This window comes from Mitsuaria sp. PDC51 (genome assembly GCF_900113225.1).
Taxonomy (GTDB): domain Bacteria; phylum Pseudomonadota; class Gammaproteobacteria; order Burkholderiales; family Burkholderiaceae_C; genus Roseateles.
The window spans coordinates 602427-616741 of sequence record NZ_FOZE01000003.1 but is presented as its reverse complement, the minus strand read 5'-3'; the positions used below and the strand labels follow the sequence as shown (position 1 = coordinate 616741).

17 protein-coding genes are annotated in these 14315 nt (G+C 67.7%); 4 read left to right on the top strand and 13 right to left on the bottom strand.

The features are described from left to right. Positions 1-3: 3 nt before the first annotated feature. The 4 genes from greA to BM393_RS23130 form a co-directional block, all read right to left on the bottom strand. Positions 4-483 (bottom strand): transcription elongation factor GreA, encoded by a 480-nt coding sequence (gene greA / locus BM393_RS23145; RefSeq protein ID WP_091733466.1) that lies wholly within the window; start codon positions 481-483, stop codon positions 4-6. Positions 484-566: 83 nt separating this feature from the next. Next, entirely contained in the window at positions 567-3833 is a 3267-nt protein-coding gene (gene carB, locus BM393_RS23140; RefSeq protein WP_091733465.1) for a carbamoyl-phosphate synthase large subunit, read from the bottom strand. 18 nt (positions 3834-3851) lie between these two features. Next, positions 3852-5012 carry a glutamine-hydrolyzing carbamoyl-phosphate synthase small subunit gene (carA, locus tag BM393_RS23135; RefSeq protein ID WP_091733463.1) on the bottom strand — a complete coding sequence of 387 codons (1161 nt, stop codon included), beginning with the start codon at positions 5010-5012 and terminating at the stop codon, positions 3852-3854. 431 nt (positions 5013-5443) lie between these two features. Continuing rightward, the gene (locus tag BM393_RS23130) at positions 5444-5845 is read right to left on the bottom strand and encodes a heme-binding protein (protein WP_091733461.1); all 402 of its coding nucleotides are present in this window, start codon (positions 5843-5845) and stop codon (positions 5444-5446) included. Positions 5846-5950: 105 nt separating this feature from the next. Between BM393_RS23130 and BM393_RS23125 the strand changes: the two genes are divergently transcribed. Further along, positions 5951-6646 carry a Bax inhibitor-1/YccA family protein gene (locus tag BM393_RS23125; protein WP_091733890.1) on the top strand — a complete coding sequence of 232 codons (696 nt, stop codon included), beginning with the start codon at positions 5951-5953 and terminating at the stop codon, positions 6644-6646. A 78-nt stretch (positions 6647-6724) separates the two neighbouring features. On the opposite strand, the gene BM393_RS23120 is transcribed toward BM393_RS23125, so the two are convergent. Next, the gene (locus BM393_RS23120; protein WP_091733459.1) at positions 6725-7144 is read right to left on the bottom strand and encodes a hypothetical protein; all 420 of its coding nucleotides are present in this window, start codon (positions 7142-7144) and stop codon (positions 6725-6727) included. Next, entirely contained in the window at positions 7141-7263 is a 123-nt protein-coding gene (locus BM393_RS26320) for a hypothetical protein (protein WP_255488672.1), read from the bottom strand. Before BM393_RS26320 ends, BM393_RS23120 begins: the two co-directional genes overlap by 4 nt. A gap of 376 nt (positions 7264-7639) precedes the next feature. On the opposite strand from BM393_RS26320, the gene BM393_RS23115 reads away from it, so the two are divergent. Then, entirely contained in the window at positions 7640-7861 is a 222-nt protein-coding gene (locus BM393_RS23115; protein ID WP_091733457.1) for a hypothetical protein, read from the top strand. 90 nt (positions 7862-7951) lie between these two features. Beyond that, positions 7952-8167 (top strand): CsbD family protein, encoded by a 216-nt coding sequence (locus BM393_RS23110; protein ID WP_091733455.1) that lies wholly within the window; start codon positions 7952-7954, stop codon positions 8165-8167. A 169-nt stretch (positions 8168-8336) separates the two neighbouring features. Here the strand turns inward: BM393_RS23110 and BM393_RS23105 are convergent, their stop codons facing one another. Next, positions 8337-9635 (bottom strand): MFS transporter, encoded by a 1299-nt coding sequence (locus tag BM393_RS23105; protein ID WP_091733453.1) that lies wholly within the window; start codon positions 9633-9635, stop codon positions 8337-8339. A gap of 145 nt (positions 9636-9780) precedes the next feature. Between BM393_RS23105 and BM393_RS23100 the strand changes: the two genes are divergently transcribed. Next, the gene (locus BM393_RS23100; protein ID WP_091733451.1) at positions 9781-10260 is read left to right on the top strand and encodes a carboxymuconolactone decarboxylase family protein; all 480 of its coding nucleotides are present in this window, start codon (positions 9781-9783) and stop codon (positions 10258-10260) included. Between the two features lie 206 nt (positions 10261-10466). Here the strand turns inward: BM393_RS23100 and BM393_RS23095 are convergent, their stop codons facing one another. From BM393_RS23095 to BM393_RS23070, 6 genes are all read right to left on the bottom strand, one after another. Continuing rightward, positions 10467-11015: a hypothetical protein gene (locus BM393_RS23095; RefSeq protein WP_091733449.1), complete on the bottom strand. Its 549-nt coding sequence runs from the start codon at positions 11013-11015 to the stop codon at positions 10467-10469. A gap of 65 nt (positions 11016-11080) precedes the next feature. Beyond that, on the bottom strand, positions 11081-11242 hold the full coding sequence (locus BM393_RS23090; RefSeq protein WP_091733447.1) for a DUF1328 domain-containing protein: 162 nt from the start codon (positions 11240-11242) through the stop codon (positions 11081-11083). Between the two features lie 248 nt (positions 11243-11490). Then, a complete protein-coding gene (locus BM393_RS23085) occupies positions 11491-12195 on the bottom strand; it encodes a hypothetical protein (protein ID WP_091733445.1) in 705 nt (234 codons plus the stop codon). A 27-nt stretch (positions 12196-12222) separates the two neighbouring features. Continuing rightward, complete coding sequence (locus BM393_RS23080; protein WP_091733443.1) at positions 12223-12888, bottom strand: OmpA family protein; 666 nt, start codon at positions 12886-12888, stop codon at positions 12223-12225. Between the two features lie 173 nt (positions 12889-13061). After that, positions 13062-13328 (bottom strand): hypothetical protein, encoded by a 267-nt coding sequence (locus tag BM393_RS23075; protein WP_091733441.1) that lies wholly within the window; start codon positions 13326-13328, stop codon positions 13062-13064. A 198-nt stretch (positions 13329-13526) separates the two neighbouring features. Next, on the bottom strand, positions 13527-14315 hold the full coding sequence (locus tag BM393_RS23070; protein ID WP_175538476.1) for an ankyrin repeat domain-containing protein: 789 nt from the start codon (positions 14313-14315) through the stop codon (positions 13527-13529).

The following is a 14315-nucleotide window of genomic DNA, read 5'->3' as shown; positions in this document are numbered from 1 at the left end:
GCCTCAGATGTAGCGGACCTCGACGATCTCGTAGCGCTTGATGCCGCCCGGGGCCACCACCTCGGCCACGTCGCCGGCTTCCTTGCCGATCAGCGCGCGGGCGATCGGGGAGCTGATCGAGATCAGGCCCTGCTTCAGGTCGGCCTCGTCGTCGCCGACGATCTGGTAGGTCACCTCGTTGCCGGACTCTTCTTCCTCGAGGTCCACGGTGGTCCCGAACACGACCTTGCCGCCCGCGTCGACCGACGCCGGGTCGATCACCTGGGCCGACGACAGCTTGCCCTCGATCTCCAGGATGCGGCCCTCGATGAAGCCCTGCTTGTCCTTGGCGGCCTCGTACTCGGCGTTCTCCGACAGGTCGCCCTGCGCGCGCGCCTCGGCGATGGCGTTGATCACGGCATGCCGCTCGACCGTCTTGAGCCGATGCAGTTCTTCCTTGAGCTTCTCAGCGCCGCGCTTGGTCAATGGAATCGTCGTGGCCATGTCTCTAGAACCTTGAAAAACAAAACAAACCGCCGCTGCCGCTCAGGGTCGCTGAGCAGCGGCGGCGGAATGGATGGCGCAGTTTAATGCAGTTCGGCGTGCAGTTCCTGCAGCGATTGCACCAGCAGGCCATCCTTGTGCTTCATGCCTTCGACCGCGGCTTCGCAGCCCGCCATCGTCGTGTAGTAGGTCACCCGGTTGGCCAGCGCCGCCTGGCGGATGTGACGGCTGTCGGCAATCGCCGTGCGCGTCTCGTCGACGGTGGTGAACACGAGCTGGATGTCCCCGCCCTTGATCATGTCGACGATGTGCGGGCGGCCGTCCTTGACCTTGTTGACGACGCGCACCGGCACGCCGGCGGCCTCGATCGCCGCGGCCGTGCCCTTGGTCGCCACCACGCCGAAGCCCAGCGCCGCCAGGTCACGCGCCAGCGCGACGGCACGGTCCTTGTCGTTGTTCTTCACGGTGATCAGCACGTTGCCCTGGCGCGGCAGGCGCGAGCCCGCGCCCAGCTGGCTCTTGAGCATGGCCTCGCCGAAGGTCCGGCCGGCGCCCATGACTTCGCCGGTCGAACGCATTTCCGGGCTCAGGATCGGGTCCACGCCAGGGAACTTGTTGAACGGGAAGACGGCTTCCTTGACGCTGAAGTACGGCGGCTGGATCTCGACCGGCGGCTTGCCGCCGGCGGCCTTCTGGTCCTTGAGCTTGACGCCGGCCATGCAGCGCGCGGCGATCTTGGCCAGCGGCTGGCTGGTCGCCTTCGAGACGAAGGGGACCGTGCGCGAGGCGCGCGGGTTCACTTCGAGCACGTACACCGTGTTCTCGGCCAGGCCCTTGGTCACATCGCCCTGGATCGCGAACTGCACGTTCATCAGGCCCACGACCTTCAGCGCCTTGGCCATCGCCGCGGTCTGGCGGCGCAGTTCGTCCTGCAGCTCCTTGGACAGCGTGTACGGAGGCAGCGAGCAGGCCGAGTCGCCGGAGTGGATGCCGGCCGCCTCGATGTGCTCCATGATGCCGCCCATCATCGTGTCCTCGCCGTCGCAAATGCAGTCGACGTCGACCTCGACCGCATCCTCCAGGAAGCGGTCCAGCAGCACGGGGGACTTCTCGCTGACGCGCACGGCCTCGCGCATGTAGCGCTCCAGGTCCTTGTCGCCGTGGACGATCTCCATCGCGCGGCCGCCCAGGACGTAGCTCGGACGCACGACCAGCGGGTAGCCGATCTCGTTGGCCAGCGCGACGGCCTGGTCTTCATTGCGCGCGGTGCGGTTGGGCGGCTGCTTCAGGCCCAGTTCATGCAGCAGCTTCTGGAAGCGCTCGCGGTCCTCGGCGATGTCGATCGAATCGGGCGTCGTGCCGATGATGGGCACGCCGTTGGCCTCCAGGTCCAGCGCCAGCTTCAGCGGCGTCTGGCCGCCGTACTGCACGATCACGCCGACCGGCTTCTCCTTCTCCACGATCTCCAGCACGTCCTCGAGCGTCACCGGCTCGAAGTACAGGCGGTCCGAGGTGTCGTAGTCGGTGGAGACGGTCTCCGGATTGCAGTTGACCATGATGGTCTCGTAGCCGTCCTCGCGCATGGCGAGGGCCGCGTGGACGCAGCAGTAGTCGAACTCGATGCCCTGGCCGATGCGGTTCGGCCCGCCGCCCAGCACCATGATCTTCTTCTTGTCGGACGGATTGGCCTCGCACTCCTCGTCATAGGTGGAGTACATGTAGGCGGTCTGCGTCGCGAATTCGGCGGCGCAGGTGTCGACGCGCTTGTAGACCGGACGCACGTTCAGCGCGTGACGGGTCTTGCGGACCTCATGCTGGTTGGTGCCCAGCAGCTTGGCCAGACGCTTGTCCGAGAAGCCCTTCTTCTTCAGCAGGCGCAGCTCGTCGGCCGACAGGCCGGCCAGTTCGCGGCCCTTGAGGCTCTGCTCGATCTTGATCAGCTGCTCGATCTGGGCCAGGAACCACGGGTCGATCTTCGTCTCTTCGAAGACCTCGTCCAGCGTCATGCCGATGCGGAAGGCGTCACCCAGGAACAGGATGCGCGACGGGCCGGGCTCGCCGATCTCCTGCACGATCTCCTCGCGGTCGGTGCTGATCTCGCTGAGGCCGTCGATGCCGGTCTCCAGGCCGCGCAGCGCCTTCTGGAACGATTCCTGGAAGTTGCGGCCCATGGCCATCACCTCGCCGACCGACTTCATCTGCGTCGTCAGGCGCGAGTCGGCCATCGGGAACTTCTCGAAGGCGAAGCGCGGGATCTTCGTCACGACGTAGTCGATGCTGGGCTCGAACGAGGCCGGCGTGATGCCGCCGGTGATGTCGTTCTTGAGCTCGTCCAGCGTGTAGCCCACGGCCAGCTTCGCGGCGATCTTGGCGATCGGGAAGCCGGTGGCCTTGGAGGCCAGCGCCGACGAGCGCGACACGCGCGGGTTCATCTCGATGACGATCATCCGGCCGTTGTCCGGATTGATCGAGAACTGCACGTTGGAGCCGCCGGTGTCCACGCCGATCTCGCGCAGGATCGCGATCGAGGCGTTGCGCAGCAGCTGGTATTCCTTGTCGGTCAGCGTCTGGGCCGGGGCCACGGTGATCGAGTCACCGGTGTGGATGCCCATCGGGTCCAGGTTCTCGATCGAGCACACGATGATGCAGTTGTCCGCCTTGTCGCGGACCACTTCCATCTCGTATTCCTTCCAGCCGATCAGCGATTCCTCGATCAGCAGCTCATTGGTCGGCGAGAGGTCGAGGCCGCGCTTGCAGATCTCCTCGAACTCCTCCGGGTTGTAGGCGATGCCGCCGCCGGTGCCGCCGAGCGTGAAGCTGGGGCGGATGACCATCGGGAAGCCGCTGCCGCCGATCTCGGCGTGGATGCGTTTCTGCACCGACCACGCCTCTTCCAGCGAGTGCGCGATGCCCGACTTCGCGGAATCGAGACCGATCTTGGTCATCGCGTCCTTGAACTTCAACCGGTCTTCGGCCTTCTCGATCGCCTTCTCGTTGGCGCCGATCATCTCGACCTGGTACTTTTCCAGCACGCCGTGCTTGTGCAGGTCGAGCGCGCAGTTCAGCGCGGTCTGGCCGCCCATGGTCGGCAGGATCGCGTCGGGGCGCTCCTTGGCGATGATCTTCTCGACCACCTGCCAGGTGATGGGCTCGATGTAGGTGACGTCCGCGGTGTCCGGGTCCGTCATGATGGTCGCCGGGTTGCTGTTCACCAGGATGACCTTGTAGCCCTCCTCGCGCAGCGCCTTGCAAGCTTGGGCGCCGGAGTAGTCGAACTCGCAGGCCTGGCCGATGATGATCGGGCCAGCGCCGATGATGAGGATGCTCTTGATATCAGTACGCTTGGACATGTGCAGTCTCCCCCTTCATCAGGCCTTGGACATCAGACCGATGAAGCGGTCGAACAGATACGAAATGTCGTGCGGGCCAGGGCTCGCTTCCGGGTGACCCTGGAAGCAGAAGGCCGGCTTGTCGGTGCGGGCCAGGCCCTGCAGCGTGCCGTCGAACAGGCTGACGTGCGTCGCGCGCAGATTGGCGGGCAGCGTGTCGGGATCGACCGCGAAGCCGTGGTTCTGGCTGGTGATGCTGACGCGGCCGTTGTCCAGGTCCTTCACCGGATGATTCGCGCCGTGGTGGCCGAACTTCATCTTGAAGGTCTTGGCGCCCGAGGCCAGCGCCATGATCTGGTGGCCCAGGCAGATGCCGAAGGTCGGGATGCCGGCCTCGATCAGCTGCGCGGTGGCCTTGATCGCGTAGTCGCAGGGTTCCGGATCGCCGGGGCCGTTGGACAGGAACACGCCATCGGGCTCGAGGTCGAAGACCTCCGAGGCCGGCGTCTGCGCCGGCACGACGGTGATGCGGCAACCACGCGAGGCCAGCATGCGCAGGATGTTGCTCTTGACGCCGAAGTCGTAGGCGACGACGTGGAACTTGGGCGCGGTCTGCTCGCCGTAGCCCTTGCCGAGCGTCCACTCGGTTTCGGTCCAGGTCTCGCGTTCGGTGCGGCTGACGACCTTGGCCAGGTCCAGGCCCGCCATGCTGGGCGCGCCCTTGGCGGCGGCGATGGCCTCGTCGATGTGGGCCTGGGTGATCTGCTCGCCGGCGTTCAGCGCCAGAATGCAACCGTTCTGGGCGCCCTTCTCGCGCAGCACGCGCGTCAGGCGACGCGTGTCCAGGTCGGCGATGGCGACGGTACCCTCATCCTTCAGATACTGTCGCAGCGTGCGGCCCTTGCGGAAGTTCGAATCGAGGACCGGCGCCTCCTTGATGATCAGGCCAGCGGCAAAGATCTTCGACGCCTCGACGTCCTCATCGTTCACGCCATAGTTGCCAATGTGCGGATACGTCAGGGTGACGATCTGCCGGCAATAGCTGGGGTCGGTGAGAATTTCTTGGTAGCCGGTGAGCGAGGTGTTGAACACCACTTCACCAATGGTCCGGCCGGCGGCGCCGAGCGCGGAACCCTTGAAGACCGTGCCGTCTGCCAGGGCAAGAATCGCGGGGGGAGCGGAAAGCAGATCGGGCAGCACGGGAAACTCCGTTGTTGTGCGCGCGCCCGGCTCTGCTTCAGGGCCCTGGACCGCCGCCGGCACGCGCCGTGGACGGCTGGCGCGCGGGTGCGACCGGGTCTCCTGTGAGGGAGTCGATCCGTGTGGGATCCGATGCGATCGGGGGTGAAGTGTGCGGGACGCGGTAGGTTGCGGGTAAACCTGCTGAGTATAACCCGTCGGGTATCTACGGAGAAGATTTGCGCAAACCGCTGGTGTTGGCGGGACCTGGACTGCCACCCTCGAGCGCTTGGCCGCCAAGGCATGAGGCCTCTGCGTCAAGCGCAGAAACCTCACGCCTTGCCGTCCCCGATCCACCGAGGCCCCCGCGACGCAGGACTGCGGGAATGAAGTGGACTGGAGTCGATCGATGGCGCGGTCGGAAGTACGAATTCCGGTTCGCGCCGGGGGCTTCAGCCGAGGGCGGCGATGCCTGCCTTCGCGACTTGCGCATCCTCGTTGGACTTCACGCCGCTGACGCCGACGGCGCCCACGCAGAAGCCCTCGACCATCACCGGCACGCCGCCCTCGAGCAGGCCTTCCAGCGGCACGCTGAGGAAGGCATTGCGGCCGTTGTTGACGATGTCCTCGTAGACCTTCGATTCACGACGGCCCAGCGCCGCCGTCTTGGCCTTGGCCGGCGCGATCACCGCCGAGGTCGCGGCGGCATTGTCCAGGCGCTGCAGCCACAGCAGGTGACCACCGTCATCGACGATCGCGATCGTCACCGGCCAGTTGTTCTTGAGGGCTTCGGCCTCGGCCGCGGCGGCGATGCGCTTGACATCGTCCAGGGTCAGGAAGGGCTTCTGTTTCATCTGCGGCCTCGTGGCGGTGATTGAAGGAAAGACGATCACTTTAACGAAGCCTTAAGGGCCGTGCCTACAATCGACGCCAACTCTCACTTCATGGGGCGCACGCACATGAACGACCGCATCATCGACCTGAACCCGGGCGGCTACGGCTCCTCGCTGTCCGCCGACCGCCAGCGCGTCCTGCGCAACACTTACGCGCTGCTCGCGCTCTCCCTGATCCCCACCGTCCTGGGCGCCTGGATCGGCGTGGCCACCGGCTTCCTGGCCGCGATGGGCACCGGCGCCAGCATGATCCTGTTCTTCGTCGGCGCCTTCGGCCTGATGTTCCTGGTGGAGAAGACCAAGCATTCCGCCGTCGGCGTCGCCGCGCTGCTGGGCTTCACCTTCTTCATGGGCCTGATGCTGTCGCGCCTGCTCGCGGCCATCCTCGGCTTCAAGAACGGCGGCACGCTGATCATGACCGCCTTCGGCGGCACCGCCGCGATCTTCTTCGCGATGGCGTCGCTGGCCACCGTGGTCAAGCGCGACCTGTCCGGCCTGCAGAAGTTCCTGTTCGTCGGCGCCGTGATCGCGATGATCGCCGGCATCGCCAACGTGTTCCTGCAATCGACCGGCGTGCACCTGGCGCTGCTGGTGGCGGTGCTGGGCATCTTCTCGGCCTTCATGCTGGTGGACGTCAAGCGCGTCGTCGACGGCGGCGAGACCAACTACATCAGCGCCACGCTGAACATCTACCTGGACCTGTACAACGTGTTCACCGCGCTGCTGCAGCTGCTGGGCATCTTCGGCGGCGACCGCGACTGACCGGTCATCCTCCCAACAAAAAACGCCTCGGAGTTCCGAGGCGTTTTTTCTTGTCCGGGACGCGGGACCCGTGCGGGATCAGTGCGGCGTCCGGCCCTGGGCTTTGTCCAGCTCCGGATGGGCGCTGGGGGCGGCGCCACCGCCGTCGCCAGCGCTTTCGCCAGCGCCCTCCCCGGACGCCTCGGGACGATGCACGACCACCGGCTTGATGGCGCCGCTGCCGATGAAGCGCGCATATTCGCTGCGCGGCACGACGGCGCTCAGCCGGGCATCACCGTCGTCCCAGCCGATGGTCACGTCGATCTCGTTGATCTCCACGGCCACCGGTCCCGGACGGATCGTCACGAGCGGACCGTCGCCAGTGCGGTAGGTGACCTCCCCACAGACGAAGGCCTGCTGGCTCAGCGGATGCTCGTTGAGCGATTGGCGCTCGGAGGACGCGTCGCCCATGGAGGCGTCGGCGGGATGTTCGGGGGGCAGCGGGGGTCGGGCGCTCATGGCAGGTCCTCCTGGGAATCGTCCCGCCCCAGTTCATCGAGCCACTGCCACATGCGCAGCGCCAACGCGGTGGCGGTGCAGGTGGACAGCGTCATCAGCATCAGCATGTTGTCGTCCATGATGGGCCTCGAACCGGAGCGGAATCAGGTTGCGATGGACGCATCCTCGCCGCGGTGGCGACCGGGACGAAGCAGCGGGCACCGCGAGGCGCTGTAGGTGCTGTCCCACAGCGGGCGCGACGCGCCGGGGCGCGTCCCCAACCACCAGGGAGCAAGGCGCTCGCCAGCCCCTTTTGCAAAGCTGGGTGAAGTCCGGGGCGGCCACCGCGCGCGCCGTCAACGTCGCGGAAACGCCTTCCGTTGAGCCCACACGCTGTAGGACGACACCCGACATGGCCCACCGTCCGGCACCGACATCGCGCACCGAGTTGCGCTTATGGGAAGGACCATGGCCAACGCCGATAGTGAAAGCAAAGGAACTCACCAGGAGAACGACATGAGCCTCCTCCAGATTGCCGCCGACGCCGCCCCGCAATTCGAAGTGCGCTTCGAATCGATCTTCGACGCCGGACGCGCGATGTCCTTCCCATGCGATCCCCAAGGGCATGTCGACCTCGACAGCCTCCCGGCTCGCGCCCGCAACAACTACTTGTTCGCCCGCGCCATGGTCGGCAAGGATTACCTTCCGCCCGCGGTGCGCGGTCGCACCAACCACTGATCCGTTCCTGCGGACCCGACGCCGCTGCGGCCCCGGGTCCGGTAATTGCCAAGTCCCATCGTCACTTACTCGCTTCTGAAAGGAGTTCGTATGAATTGGGATCGCATCGAAGGCAACTGGACCCAGCTCAAGGGCAAGGTCCGTGAGCAATGGGGCAAGCTGACCGACGACGACATCGACGTGATCGCCGGCAAGCGCGATCAGCTGTCCGGCAAGATCCAGGAGCGCTACGGCATCGCCAAGGACGAGGCCGACAAGCAGCTCGACGACTGGCAGACCCGCGCCGATGACCGCTGGCTGAGCTGAGTCCGCTCCGGGTCCTTGACTGCGCCGGCACGGTCCGGCGGAACGCCCGGGGCACTCGCCCAGGGCGTTCGATGATTGACTGCTTCCTCCCTGTTGCCGCGCTGCACCTCCAGGTCGGCGCGGCTTTTTTGCGCCAGCGCGCTCTGGCGACGAGCGCGGCGGAGGGCGCTCAGCGCGTGACGGCCGGGGTGGCTTCCTCGAACCGGTCGACGGTGCGCAGCGGCTTGAACAGCGCCGCCCAGCCGGCGACGACCCCCAGCGTGCAGACCGCGCCCGTCACCGCCGCGGGTACCGCGCCCAGCGCCGCGGCGGCGCTGCCGGCGCGGAACTCTCCCAGCTCGTTCGACGAGCCAATGAACAGCATGTTCACCGCGTTCACGCGGCCGCGCATCTCGTCGGGCGTCGAGAACTGCACCAGCGCGCCGCGGATATAGACGCTGACCATGTCCGCCGCGCCAGCGATCGCCAGCGCGCCGAAGGACAGCCAGAAGGTCGTCGACAACGAGAACACCAGGTTCGCCAGCCCGAACACGGCCACCGCCGCGAACATCGCCTTGCCGACATGGCGGTTGAACGGCCGCAGGCTGAGGTAGAAGCCCGCCGTGACCTCGCCGACAGCCATCGCGCTGCGCAGCGCGCCCAGGCCTTCCGGCCCGGCGTGGAGCACCTCGTGCGCATAGATCGGCAGCAGCGCCACCACGCCGCCCAGCAGCACCGCGAACAGGTCCAGCGAGATCGTCCCGAGGATGATCGGTCGCGACCGGATGAAGTGGATGCCGGCGCCGAAACGCTGCCAGATCGTGCCGCCGGCCGGCGACGGCGGTGCGGCGAAGCGCACCGGCACCGCGCCGACCAGCAGCGCGGTGCCCAGGGCGAAGCAGACCAGGCAGACCAGGTAGGTCAGCCCTGCCCCGCCGAAGCCGTACAGCAGGCCGCCGAGGAACGGGCCGCCGATGCTCGCGACGCGCAACAGCATGCTGTTGGCGGCGATGGCCTGGGCCAACTGCTCACGCGGCACGATCTGCGGCAACAGGCTCTGCAAGGCCGGGCCGGAGAAGGCCCGCGCGCAGCCGAACACCACCAGGACGGCGTAGATGCCGGTCACGCCGGCATGGCCGTGCCCGGCCAGCCACCACAGCGCCAGGCTGCAGGACGCGCTGACGCCCCAGCTGAGGGCCAGGATCGGCTTGCGGCTGAAGCGGTCGATCAGGTCGCCGGCCGGCAGCAGCAAGAGCAGCATCGGGATGAACTGCGCCAGGCCGACATAGGCCAGCGCCAGCGGCTGGCGCGTGAGGTCGTACACCTGCCAGGCCACGACCACCGCCTGGATCTGGCCGGCGAACACGGCGGCCAGGCGGCACACCAGGAAGGCGGTGAATCCCGGATGCCGGAACACGCTGACGCGCGGGGCTGGCGAAGCGTCGGACGGGGAGGCGGGATCGGGGGTGGAAGCAGGTGGAGCAGTCACGGCGGCGGTGTGTTCGGGGCCTTCTTGGTCGGGCGCCGGCCAGTTTAGCCAGCCGGTCCACCCGCCTGGGCGCAGGGCGATGTCACACGTGCGCGGGCTGTTTCGTCTTGTCGTTACCAACCCTCTTTTCACCCCGGAGCCCACGATGAGCCAACGCTTCAACTACATGCAACAGTCCGCCCCCGCCTTCAAGAAGCTGGTGGAGCTGTCCATGGGCCTCAAGGAAAGCGGCCTGGAAACCGGCCTGCAATACCTGGTCGAGATCCGCGCCTCGCAGCTCAACGGCTGCGCCTTCTGCCTCGACATGCATGTCAAGCAGGCGGTGATGGGCGGCGAACGCGCCCTGCGCCTGCACCACGTCGCCATCTGGCACGAGTCGCCGCTGTTCTCCGCCCGCGAACGCGCCGCGCTGCGCTGGACCGAGGTTCTCACCCGCATGCCCGAGGGCGGCATCGCCGATGCGGTCTACGCCGAAGTGCGCGAGCAGTTCAGCGAGAAGGAACTGTCGGACCTGACCTGGCTCGTGGCCTCGATCAACGCTTGGAACCGCTTGAATATCGCGGTCCGCAGCGTGCCCGGCACGCAGGACAAGGCCTTCGGACTGGACAAGGCAGGCCTGGCCTGATCCGCGCCGGCAAGATCCGCGTCGGCAAAAGAAAACGGCGCCCTTCGGGGCGCCGTTGCAACAGGTGTCGACAGGGGGGTCCGGGCGATGTTCGAGTTGTTGGCCCGGATCCGCCGGTTCAACGACAGCGCGGTCCGGACCTGGCCGGCTCGCGCCCCCACCGGGGTTGTCTGGTTGAACGGGATCAGCGCTGGATCAGCGCTGGGTCAGCGCTGGCTGTAGCGGGCCTTGGCCGAGTTCACGCACACGTCCTTGGCGTCGCCGGACAGGGTGTTGCACTTCTCGGAAGCCAGCTTGTAGTCGGCCTTGACGCGGGTTTCCTCGGCGTCATCGACGGCCTCCGCCACCTTCTTGTTCATCTTGAGTTCGGCCTTCGCCTTCTCGTAGGCGGTCTTGGCCTCGCGCTGGCAGACATCCTTGGCCTCGCCCGAGCGATCGTCGCAGCGCTCCTTGGCCACCTCGTAGCGCGCCTCGTAGCGGGTCTCGATCAGCTTGGCCTCGTCCTTGGCGTTGCCGCTGTAGTTGTATTCCAGCTGGGCCAGCGCCACGTCCTCGCGACCCTTGGCCTCCTTGACGCAGATGTCCTTGGCATTGCCGGACAGCTTGTCGCAGGCATCCTTGTCGACCTTGTAGGTCTTCTTGATGTCGTCCTTCGCGCCGTCGTAGACCGACTTGGAGAAGTTGGCGGCTTGCGCCATGCCGGCGCACAGGCTCAGGGCGGCGGCGATCAGGGCGGCGGTAGCGGGCTTGTTCATGGCGATCCTTTCTTTGTTGTGGAGGGCAGCAGTTCAGTCAGCAGTTCGAGCGATGACGGGGATCGTCACTTTCGCAACAGGCTCATCACGAAGGTCGCGACGGCCATGATCACGAACACGAAGAACAGGATCTTCGCGATGCCGGCGGCACCGGCGGCGATACCGCCAAAACCGAACAACGCGGCGATCAGGGCAATGACGAAGAAGACAACGGCGTAGTGCAGCATCTTGGTTCTCCTGCGCGGCACCGTGCCGCGATGGAATGACTGTAGGGACTGGCCCGGCCGCCGCGGGCAGTCCCGCACCGCAACCCCGCGTCGGAGCGTCAACCGCCGCGCTGTAGGAGAGGACCTACCGCGCCGGACTGCGCGGAATCGCGTCCCCGGCGCCCGCTCGAAAACGGCAGCGCCAATGCAAAAAAGCCGGCTGACGCCGGCTTGCAAAGAGAAGGAAATGCGGTGGTGCGATGCGGCCGTTACCAGACCTTCTGGAAGGTCACGCCCACGCGGCCGCCACGCGGCCGGAAGGTCAACGAGGACTGCCCGCTGAGCTCCATGCGGAAACCCTTGCGCAGGTCCGCGTAGGGCTTGCGGGTGTTGAAGACCATGCCCACCCGCACCTGGCGCTGATCCCGGTTGTTGATGCCGGGGACGGTGAACTCATCGATCTGCGCGCGTTGCGCGTCGACGAGCGGCGTCTGCACGTAGGCATGCGAGCGCGGCCCGGTCGGCAGCGCCAGACCGACCAGCACGCCGGCGTCGCCGGCCGCGCCCGGCCTGGCGTTCTGGTACGGCGTCGAATACAGGCCGCCGCCGATCGCGGCGCCGCGCTGCTCGACACCCACGCCCAGCCGCAGCCCGCTGCCGGACCAGGGGCGCGCCCACAGCATCGTCTGCGTGGCCTGCGGCGCGCGGCCGTACCAGGCGGCGGCGCCGGCGGGCTGGTTGGCGGTTGCCAGCGGCTCGGCGGCGTGCTGCGTCACGGTATAGCGGCTGCTCGCCGCGGCACTCCGGCTGGTCGCCGCCTGTCGCGACCGCTCGGACAGGCTTCGGCCGGTCAGCTCGACATGGTCATCCAGCGAGGTCGGCGACAGCTCGCTGGCGGGGCCGGCCTGGGCGAAGCTCAGGGCGGCCGGGGCCAGCACGGCCATCAGCAGCAGGCGGGGGCAGCAGGCGTTCATGACTCAACTCCCGTACTTGATGACAACTTAGGACGCGGGTTGCGACAGGAAAATCTCGATCCGACGATTGGCGGCCCTTCCGGCCTCGGTGGCATTGCTGGCCACGGGCTGGCGTCCGCCGCGCCCCTCCACCAGCAAGCGGCCGCGCCGCACGCCGTGGTGGACCAGGTATTCGCGCACGGTCTCGGCCCGATCCAGCGACAGCGGCCCATTCACCGCATCGCCGGCCGAGCTGTCGGTGTGCCCGACGATGGTGATGCGGACCTGCTCGTCCAGGTCGCGGCTGGCTTCATCCAGCGCGGGGCGCATCGCCGGCTTGAGCTCGGAACGACCCAGGTCGAAGGCCGCGTCGGTGGGCAGGGTCAGCTTGAGCTGGTTGTCCGCGGTGCGGACCACGCCGATGCCGGTGCCTCCGCTGGCTTGCACGATGGCCAGGCGGCGCTCCTCCATGCGGGGGGACCACAGATTCCCGCCGATGACGGAGCCGGCGGGAAGCGCCGGCGTGACGGTGGTGGACGGTGAGGTCGAGGGGGCACCCGAATGGCCCCCCATCGAAGCGCAGCCGCCCAGCGCCATCAGTGCCAGCGCCAGGACCGACAGGCTGGTCGCCGCGAGCCACCGCCAGCGCGGTCCGGCGAGGACGCCTGGGGCGGCTTCGGCAACGTGACGGGAGAGGACTCGGGGGCGGCGCATGACAGTCTCCAGGCGGGCTGTGGGCTCGGTCACACGATAGAGGGACCTCGGTTGAGCGTCATGCTAGGGAGATCGCGGGGGGCCGGGTGTAGTCGGCTGGCGGAAGCGCGGGTCAGACAGCACCGACAAGCGCCGCGCCAAGGCGTCCGGGACCCTTGCCCCGGCAGCGAATCTCAGGCGCTCAGTTCGGTGCCGATGGACGGCTGGTCGTCCAGCGGGAGCAGATCGGCTTCGGACAACTCGGCCGCATCGACTTCCTCGTCGTAGGCGGCCTGGTCGCCGGCGTCGCGGTGCGCGATCAGCGGCTTGTCCAGCGGGCGGTAGATGCGGCTGCGCAGGCGCGCCAGGCGTTCGGAACCGGCCACTTCCAGGGCGACGCGCTCGGGATCCAGCAGCATCGCGAACGGGTTGGCGGCGAAGTCTTGGGTCGTGGTCAGCATCTCGGTCTCCGGCGCCGACACCGTGTCGGCATGGGATGAACTGTAGAGACCGACCCGGGCCGCCAACAGTGGGCGGGCCGCCAAACCGCGTGTCAGACGGATTCCTAGGGGAATGCCAGCAGCTGCCTCACCGCGCCGTGCGGCGTGTGACCGATGCCTCGGAAAGGCGCGGGAAAGCGTCGCGCCGGGGGACGCCGCCTACGGCGCCGGCGTGGCGGCGGCCTTAGCACGCGCCCGGGCGAGCTTGTCCAGCTTGTCGGCCATCTCGTCCTGCCCGGCGCGACGGGCGAAGTCGGCCGCGCTCAGCTGATGATCGTTGCGCAGCGTGACGTCCGCGCCGGCGGCGATCAGGATCTCGGCGCCGGTCAGCCCGCCGTAACCGGACGCCATCATCAGCGGCGTAGTCCCGTTGGGCGACCGCGCGTCGATGTCCGCGCCCTGCCCGACCAGCCAGCGCACCAGGTGCTCGTTCGGCCCGGCGGCCGCGTAATGCAGCGCGGACCACCCCGGCTCATTGACCAGCGCGCCGCGCTTGACCAGCTCGCGCGCGATGTCCAGGTTGCCCTTGATCGCGGCCAGCATCAGCGGCGTCTCGCCGGCCTGGTTGATGGCGTTGACGTCGGTGCCGGGGCTCTTGAGCAGCGCCTCGACCGCCTTGCCGGACTCCTCCCGGATCGCCACGTGCAGCGCCGTGTTGCGCTGCGCGTCGCGGACGTTGGGATCGGTGCCCGCCAGCAGCAGCTTCATGACAGTGGCGGCGTGGTCGTTCCGCGCGGCGACATGGAGCTCGGGCGGCGCGACGGCCTCCGACGCCGCCGCCACCGGCGCCCGGGCGTCGAAGCGCCCCTGCGCCCACGCTGGCGCGAGCAGCCCCGCGGCCAGCGTCAAGCCGCCCACCGCCGCGAATGCCTTGAATGCCTTGAACGCTGCCAGCTTCGCCCGCACCGACCACCGGCCGCCACGCGGCCCGCTCGATCGCCCCGCCAT